9 protein-coding genes and 1 pseudogene are annotated in these 7,407 nt (G+C 65.6%); 7 read left to right on the forward strand and 3 right to left on the reverse strand.

What is annotated here, in order from left to right:
- The first annotated feature begins 304 nt into the window (after positions 1-304).
- The 5 genes and pseudogenes from D7X55_RS32010 (at position 305) to D7X55_RS32025 (ending at position 4,529) form a co-directional block, all read left to right on the forward strand.
- Positions 305-1,606 carry a hypothetical protein gene (locus D7X55_RS32010; RefSeq protein WP_233610201.1) on the forward strand — a complete coding sequence of 434 codons (1,302 nt, stop codon included), beginning with the start codon at positions 305-307 and terminating at the stop codon, positions 1,604-1,606.
- A complete protein-coding gene (locus tag D7X55_RS32015; RefSeq protein ID WP_120553208.1) occupies positions 1,606-1,956 on the forward strand; it encodes a DUF2019 domain-containing protein in 351 nt (116 codons plus the stop codon). The genes D7X55_RS32010 and D7X55_RS32015 overlap by 1 nt, the downstream gene beginning before the upstream one ends.
- A gap of 43 nt (positions 1,957-1,999) precedes the next feature.
- Positions 2,000-2,110 (forward strand): annotated as a pseudogene (locus D7X55_RS45790) (Imm52 family immunity protein); the annotation flags it as partial.
- A gap of 80 nt (positions 2,111-2,190) precedes the next feature.
- A complete protein-coding gene (locus D7X55_RS32020) occupies positions 2,191-2,739 on the forward strand; it encodes an immunity 52 family protein (protein WP_233610199.1) in 549 nt (182 codons plus the stop codon).
- Positions 2,740-3,635: 896 nt separating this feature from the next.
- Complete coding sequence (locus tag D7X55_RS32025; RefSeq protein ID WP_233610200.1) at positions 3,636-4,529, forward strand: alpha/beta hydrolase; 894 nt, start codon at positions 3,636-3,638, stop codon at positions 4,527-4,529.
- Here the strand turns inward: D7X55_RS32025 and D7X55_RS32030 are convergent.
- Positions 4,526-5,422, reverse strand: coding sequence for an endonuclease/exonuclease/phosphatase family protein (locus D7X55_RS32030; protein WP_120552468.1), 897 nt, complete (start codon positions 5,420-5,422; stop codon positions 4,526-4,528). The genes D7X55_RS32025 and D7X55_RS32030 overlap by 4 nt on opposite strands.
- A 126-nt stretch (positions 5,423-5,548) precedes the next feature.
- Between D7X55_RS32030 and D7X55_RS32035 the strand changes: the two genes are divergently transcribed.
- Together D7X55_RS32035 and D7X55_RS32040 are read left to right on the forward strand one after the other, a co-directional pair.
- The gene (locus D7X55_RS32035) at positions 5,549-6,016 is read left to right on the forward strand and encodes a hypothetical protein (protein WP_121725049.1); all 468 of its coding nucleotides are present in this window, start codon (positions 5,549-5,551) and stop codon (positions 6,014-6,016) included.
- An 89-nt stretch (positions 6,017-6,105) separates the two neighbouring features.
- Positions 6,106-6,594 carry a VOC family protein gene (locus D7X55_RS32040; RefSeq protein ID WP_120552470.1) on the forward strand — a complete coding sequence of 163 codons (489 nt, stop codon included), beginning with the start codon at positions 6,106-6,108 and terminating at the stop codon, positions 6,592-6,594.
- Positions 6,595-6,599: 5 nt separating this feature from the next.
- Here D7X55_RS32040 and D7X55_RS32045 read toward each other — a convergent pair whose 3' ends face one another.
- Both D7X55_RS32045 and D7X55_RS32050 read right to left on the reverse strand, forming a co-directional pair.
- A complete protein-coding gene (locus tag D7X55_RS32045; protein ID WP_120552471.1) occupies positions 6,600-7,025 on the reverse strand; it encodes a hypothetical protein in 426 nt (141 codons plus the stop codon).
- Between the two features lie 90 nt (positions 7,026-7,115).
- Positions 7,116-7,407, reverse strand: a 292-nt coding sequence (locus D7X55_RS32050; protein ID WP_199747254.1) for a DNA/RNA non-specific endonuclease, incomplete at its 5' end; no start/stop codon positions are given.

A 7,407-nucleotide genomic window follows, 5' to 3' on the forward strand; every position in this document is an offset into this window, starting at 1 on the left:
CTGCGGCCGGGCGCTTTCGCGTCGGTGGGCCTGGGGGTGGACAATGCGCGCTGACGTCCTGCTCACGTGCGTGGCCCTCCTCTTCACCGGCTGCGCATCCGTGCCCCACGCGCCCGGAAGGACGCTGCGCTACACGTCCCCCACGGCAATGGATTCCCCTGGGGCGTGGGAGTCGAACGACGGGGCCGCGCATGCATCCGCTCCAGCGCCGAGCGTCACGCCCAAAGAGGAAGCGCCGCCGCTGTACCGCCGCAAGGCCGTGCGCGAAGTGATGACGGGGGCAAGCCCCGTTCGCACGGTGGCCATGGCGGACGTCAGCAGCCCTGACGATTCGCAGCCGGACGTCTGGGAGCGGTTGCTGACGAACGCGGGCCTGGAAGCGCGGGACGAGCGCCCTCTGGGAGGGGGACTGACGCCCGCACAAGCCGCGCGTCTTCTGGACGTGCTGGTCGGCAAGCCCGTCACGTTGATCGCCTTCCCGCCTCGCATGGCCGCGGGCTTCATCCTGCGCGAAGTGATGGAGGGAGGCGAAGTCACGCGACAGGAGCTGTTGCGACGGGTCGAGCGCTTCTCTCGGGAGCAGATCGCGGTGTTGCGACCGGACGGCTATCTGGCGTGGGCGCTCACCGGGCGCACGCAGCAGAAGGTGGCGACGGTCGAATGGCAGGACGGCGCCTTCCGAGCGCATGGCTTCGAGCTGGGCCGCTTCTACAGCGGCAAGGGCGGTGTCTTCCGCGCCATGCACGCGCAGCTCCAGGCCTCGGATTGGCGGCCCATGGCCGAGGTCTACGACGACGCTGACGTCATCAGCCGCACCCTGGATGGAGCGGAAGACACGTTCGTGGAGCTGTACCACGCGCTGGGCCAGTTGCTGACGCGCCCCGTGGACAGCCTCGCGGGGCTGAGCAACCTGCCAGCAGGCGTGGCGGCGCTCATCGCCTCCTCGCCCATGTACTGGGAGCGCTTCCAGTCCATGACCCGTGGCGAGCAGATCCGCGAAGTGTCGCGGCTCACGACGGGCCTGCTCATGACCGGGGGCGCGGCTTCGGCCACGACGCGGATGCTGAAAGGGATGGCGCTGGGCGCGGAAGTCTCGGTGCCGGTGCTCTCGCTGTCGGCGGAGGGCGCGCTGGCGTTGGAGCGCGTGGCGGCGCCAGCAGGGCGCGCGGCGTCGGTGGTGAGCGGAGGGCCCGGAGCGGCCATCATCCTCCAGCGCGTTGATGACTCAGTGGGCTCAGGAGGGGGCAACGATGAAGGTCCACAAGAGGCAGTTCCTTCACGCGGGCAGAAGGGTTACTCGTCATTCAAGTCCTTCAAACGGGCGATGGGGCCAGCAGGTGATGGAAAGGAGTGGCATCACATCGTGGAACAGACCGAAGGAAACGCGAACCGCTTCGGACCACATGCGCTCCACAACAGCGGGAACATCGTCGCACTTGGCAAGGATGTTCACAGTGGCGTGAGTTCTCTCTATTCGTCGAAACGGCCTAGACTCACGAACTCGGAAACTTTGACTGTGAGACAGTGGCTGAGCACTCAATCCTTTGAGGCGCAGCGCGAATTCGGATTGCTGGCGATCCAGAACGTGACGAAAGGAATCTGGTGATGGATCTCGAAAAGTTGGTTGAGGAGTTTGCGCGGAATGTGTCAGCGCAGACGGCGGCCATCGCGCGTGGGGACGCCAAGACTGGGAACAAGCATGCGGATCGTTACATCGCGGCTGTTCGGAAGTTGAGGGGGCAGGGAGATGCGGGTCGGGATGCACTTGCGGTGCTGCTCAAGCACCCCGACAAGGACGTCAGTACCATGGCGGCGGCATACCTCTTGAGGCATCGGACGGCCGAATCGAAGGCTGTTTTAGAAGAGGCTGCGCGAGGTGAAGGGTTGATCGCCTTTGAAGCCGCGCAGGTGCTGAAGAACTGGGAGTTGGGTGTTTGGGCGCTGGACCCTGGATGAGCCTCCGGGGCGCGTGGAGTTGATGTCTCTAGACCTCATCCCCATGGAAGACCTTGTGGACAGCTACTTCGCTGGTGCCTACTGGGGGCCTCGTAAGGAGTCCCCCGCGGACTGCGCCCGACGCACCTCGGCGTTCCTCACGCTCCTTGCTTCGTGTGATCCGTTCCTGGCCCAGTGGTACAAGCCCGCCAGGTCGCGCAAGGACGCGCGCACGCCCCCCTCATGCCGCCCGACATGCCTACGCTCGCTGAGATGTTCCGGCGAGGTGTCAACCGGGAGAAAGGGGGGCCTGTCTTCGAGGACCTGGGCTTTAGCTTCTGGTTCGACAACGGCGGAACCAGTCGTGATTGTGCAGCCCTGCGCATCCACTGCGGCGGATATGCGGAAGCGTTTTCTAATTCCTGTTTCTTGTCGCTCCCCAGCCAGGGGGCGAACGCGGAGCGTATCTTCACGGCGTCCGTGCTGGCCGAGGTGGTGCGGAGCATGGCGTTGGCCTGGGACCCTGACTGGTGTGTCTCTACATCATGGGACCACCGCGAACTTCTCTCAGACGAAGGCAGAACCGGAACGTTCGCGGGATGGGTCACGTACCTGTCGCGGCGTCGCGGCAAGGTGCCGCCACTTCCCGCACCGGTACGAATCGAGCCAGTCGAGGGCAAGGGCACGCTCATCATCCTGACTCCAGAGCGCTTCACAGTGGCCAACCCGGAGCATGTGACGCTGGCGCATCGCGTTCGTGAGCTGCTGACAAGGGCCGGTCTCATGGAGCCTGTCACCCCCTGACCCGCCACGGCTCCGTCGCTCGTGAACCCTTCGCGGCTCCTATTCGCTCGAATCGAGCGTTACCGCCCCGTGCCAGGCTCCAGTGACTTGAAACGACGAACCATGCGGCGCGAACAGCCGCACCTCGACGGTCATGGCACGTGCGAGTGATTGGCCCGGACCTCGAATTGCGAAGACGGCAACAGGTTCAGCGAAACACCTTGGGCATGGGTGAAAGGGCCTCCGGGCGTCGTGGAGCTCTCGAAAAGGACTCGGACATCATGAAAGTCGTTCCTGTAGTCGCCGGTATGCGTCAGACGCACGAGGAACGTCCCTGGCAGCACCTGGGATTCGTGGACTGATACCTCCAGCACGAAGCTGCCCCCTGTATCGTTGGCTCAAGACTTCTACGTGTGTCATTGACATCAGAGAACCCCTCTCAGTGGAGCACGAGGTCTTCGCGGCCTACCAGGCTTGCATTTCCGTCCGCCAATAGTCTGTTCATCTGACTGACGTGCCAACGGCGCCGCAGGTCGATGTTGATCGTGTCGAACCGAACGGAGCGTGCCGCAAGCGGGTGACAGTTCGAGGCGAGGACCGTGTTCCACGCATGGATGCCTGTTTTTCACAGCCGCACCCGGGCCGGCAGGTGCGGCATCCTTCTGAAAGGGATGACACCCATGCGTGGTCTCACCGTCGCCATCGCGATGACCCTGGCCCTGTTCGCATCACCCGCCACAGCGGACACAGGGCCCTCCCTCCCCGGACCCACCGGCTGGCAGCCGGTTGGCACCACTTCGCTGTATCTGAGGGACACCTCGCGCCCCGACCCATGGGTGCCGTCAGTGAACTACCGGGAGTTGATGGTCTCCCTCTTCTACCCGGCAGCCTTTGCTCACGGTCCGAAGACCCAGTACATGACCCCGGCCGAGTCGGCAGCGCTGCTCGCGGACAGCGGCATCCCCGACGTGCCACCCGACCTGCTGAGCACGACGCGGACGCACTCCGTCCGCAACGCGTTGCCGGCGGGTCGCGTGCGCAGCCTGCCGCTGGTCGTGCTGTCGCCGGGCTACAGAAAGCCCCGGGCCACACTCACCTCTCTGGCCGAGGACCTGGCGAGCCACGGCTACGTCGTGGCGGTAGTCGATCACACCTATGAGAGCGTCGGCACCAGCTTCCCCGGGGGGCGCGTCACCGGGTGTGCCTCGTGTGACCTCCCGCACGACCCGGCGTTCTGGCAGAAGCTGGAACAGGGCCGGGCCGCCGACGTGTCGTTCGTGCTGGACGCGCTGACCTGGCCTCACGCGAAGTGGCGCGGCGCATCCCTGATCGACCCGTCCCGCATCGGGATGGCCGGCCACTCCGTGGGTGGCGCGAGCACCCTTCCCACCATGGTCAATGACTCCCGCATCCAGGCCGGAATGAACCTCGACGGCGACACGGACACCCCGCTCCTCGCCCCCGGGCTGTCCCAGCCGTTCATGTTCCTGAGCCACCAGCTCACGCCCACGCTGTGCCAGCCTGGCGTGAACACGTCCTGGGAACGGGACTGGCAGCAGATGACCGGGTGGAAGCGCTGGCTCGAGGTGGCGGGCACGGTGCACGCGTCGTTCACCGACATCGGGCTGTTCGCGGACCAGCTCGGCATCGACCTCGGCGCGAACACCACCGCGGAGCGTACCCAGGCCATCACCCGGGCCTACGTCAACGCGTTCTTCGACCAGCACCTGCGCGGCTGGCCGCAGCCACTCCTGGCCACGCCCTCGCCGTGGTACCCCGAACTCGCCTTCTGCGCTGAGGGAGCCCCTTAGCCCTTCCCCTTCGGGCGGCTCACCGTGAACATGACGATGTTGTGATCCGAGCCGCCTGTCGGTCCGGCCCGGACGTTGGAGACCCGGGCGCCGTAGGACATCGCATAGTCAATCTTGCCGTGGCCGTGGCTCTCCACTCCGCCGTGGGTCTTCATCCCCGCCTGCTGAGCAATCCACCCGGGGGACCACTTCCCCTTCGTCGACGCCGGCTCGTTCCAGTCACCGCCGATGAGCAGGCCCTGGTCGGGGTGGTTCTCGATCTTCCTCTTCGCGAAGGCGAGCAGCTTCTCGGAGAGCGACTTGTAGGTGCTCACCCGGTTCTTCGGCCCGACAGGGAGCCCGTTCTTCCAGTCCACCGACGGCGGCTGGTGGGCCGAGACCACCTGCAGCCAGCCCGCGAGCTTCACCGCCGTGGCCGCCCGCGGCGGAGCGTGGCCGCCGCGCACGGTGGTCCAACCGCCGCCCTCGCCCTGGATGGACATGGCCTGCTTCTGCAGCAGGCTGTCCTTGACGAGGATGCCCGTCTCTCCGTGGTCCTTGGCTCCAGGGAAGGTCACCAGGTGGTAGCCCGGAATCTTCTCCAGGGCCTTGTGGTAGCCGTTGATCTCCTGGAGCTGCACGAAGTCGAGGTCGTTGTGCCTGGCGAACTTGCCCAGCCACGCCTGCACGTCCTTGGGATTGCGGTCGCGCTCGACGTTGTAGGTCGCGCCCTTGAGCTTCGACGGGGTCTTGCCCTTGTCCTTACCGCCGCTGGCCTGGGCGCTGCTGGCTTCGAAGTGGTCGCCAGCGGCAACCCTGCGGTCACCCTGCGACTTCGGGCGCTCTTCGGCCTTCTGAGCGGGGTTTCCAGCGGAGCCGACGTGGAAGTGGGGGCGGTTGGCTTGGGTTCGCATGGTTTCCCCAATTCTCGGCCTTCGAGAGGAAATGTTTCCTCGGCCAGAATGCAAAAGAACTCCGGGGGGCACTTCCTGGGGGACAGCGGGTCGCACTTGCGCGCACCGCGCCCACCAGGAGCCTTCATGTTCCGGATTCCGTCCGTGTTCCTCTGTTTGTTCGCCTCGCTCGCCATCGCCGGCGAGTCCTCGAAGCCCGCCAGGCTCACCGTGGCCCAGAAGAACGGCTGGGCCGCCTATGACGCGGAGCTGAAGAAGAAGGAGGACGCGGTCAACAAGGCCTGCGGTTCCTCCGTGAAGAGCAGCTACGACCGGTCCACCTACCCCTCCTTCGACCCGCTGAAGGACCGGACCCAGAGCGCGTGCCAGATGGCCGTGGGCACCCTGGTCGAGGTCTGCGGCACCGCGGACGGCAAGGCGGCGGTGAAGGAGTCCGTCACCCAGACGGTCTGCCGGCTGTCGACGGAAGGCACCAAGGTCTCGCTCGATGGCAGCGTGCTGACCATCCACATCGACCCGGGGAACACCTCCATCTCGGGCAAGCGGCCCGAGGGCGCCTACAGCTGGAAGAGCGCCTACGAAGAACTCCTGTAGCCGCTCACCGCCGGACAGCCCTTCGCCATAGGGGCTTGCGTCCTCCTCCGGGCATGGTCGATCAAGGGCGCTTCCCAAGGAGCGCACTCATGACGACCCCGGTGAACAAGACCGTCCTCTGCCTCTGGTACGAACGCGACGCGGAAGAAGCGGCCGCGTTCTACGCCCGCACCTTTCCTGGCAGCTCCGTGGGCGCCAAGCATCGCGCCCCGGGCGACTACCCGGACGGCAAGGAGGGGGATGTCCTCACGGTGGAGTTCACCGTGCTGGGCTTTCCGTGCATCGGCCTCAATGGCGGCCCCACCTTCAAGCACACCGAAGCCTTCTCGTTCCAGGTCAGCACCCGGGACCAGGAGGAGACCGACCGCTACTGGAACGCCATCGTCGGCAATGGCGGTCAGGAGAGCCAGTGCGGGTGGTGCAAGGACAAGTGGGGAGTCTCGTGGCAGATCACTCCTGCCGCCCTGACGGACGGCATGAGTGATCCGGACCCGGCCACGCGCAAGCGGGTGTTCGCCGCGATGATGCAGATGAAGAAGATCGACATCGCGAAGATCAACGCCGCGCGCAAAGGCTGAGCAGGCTACCGGCGCGCCTGCTTTCGGGCGATGAGCGCGCCCTTCAACACCCCTGCCTCCTCGAAGCGGAGCGCGGCGCGCTCGAGCGCCTCGCTCAACGAGGCGACCTCTTCGTGTTGATCCGCGGCGGGCCGGACGAAGCTGGTCACGGCCCTCGCGAGCCTCGCGGTGGTCGAGTTGATCACCACGAAGAAGCCCTTGCAGTACTCGCGCGCCAGGTCAGCGGTCTCTTCCTGATGGGCCGCCAGCATCATCCGCTGTGAGTGGTTCAGCGGACGGGACCTGGAGAAGTCAATCACCAGGACATAGGGCTCGCGTCGCTTGATGAGCTTGCCGAGGCTCTGGAGGATGCTCTCCATCTCCTTGTCCGTCGTGGTGTCGCTGCGCTGGACAATGACGAGGGGCCAGAGTGATTCGTCGAGGGTGTACATAGGGGAGATGTTTCAACCAGCGGAGCCAGGGCCGTGAATCCGCGAAGGCGGCTTCGGTTGAAACATACAATACCCGCGTCTCCCCGTCGCTCAGGTGCACCCCTGGCTGGACAGCCAATTGACGCCGCGGGTCCGTTCTGTCGTGCCGTTCGTCCCACCGCCGTCCACGTTCGAGAAGGACATGGACACCGAGCTCCCGGTCGACTGGTTGGTGATGACCATCGTCAGGTTGTTGGGGATGAGCGAGGTGGAGTTCGGGTAGTTCGCTCCAATCGAGTAGCGCAACCGGCCGCTCGGCAGGCCCCCGCACCTGGCCATCTTGTTCTCCAGCTGCAGCCAGTTGCCCCGGTTGAAGTTGGCATCCTGCGGCACCAGGTTCGCC

Origin of the sequence: Corallococcus sp. AB049A, assembly GCF_003668885.1 — a bacterium.
GTDB lineage: Bacteria > Myxococcota > Myxococcia > Myxococcales > Myxococcaceae > Corallococcus > Corallococcus interemptor.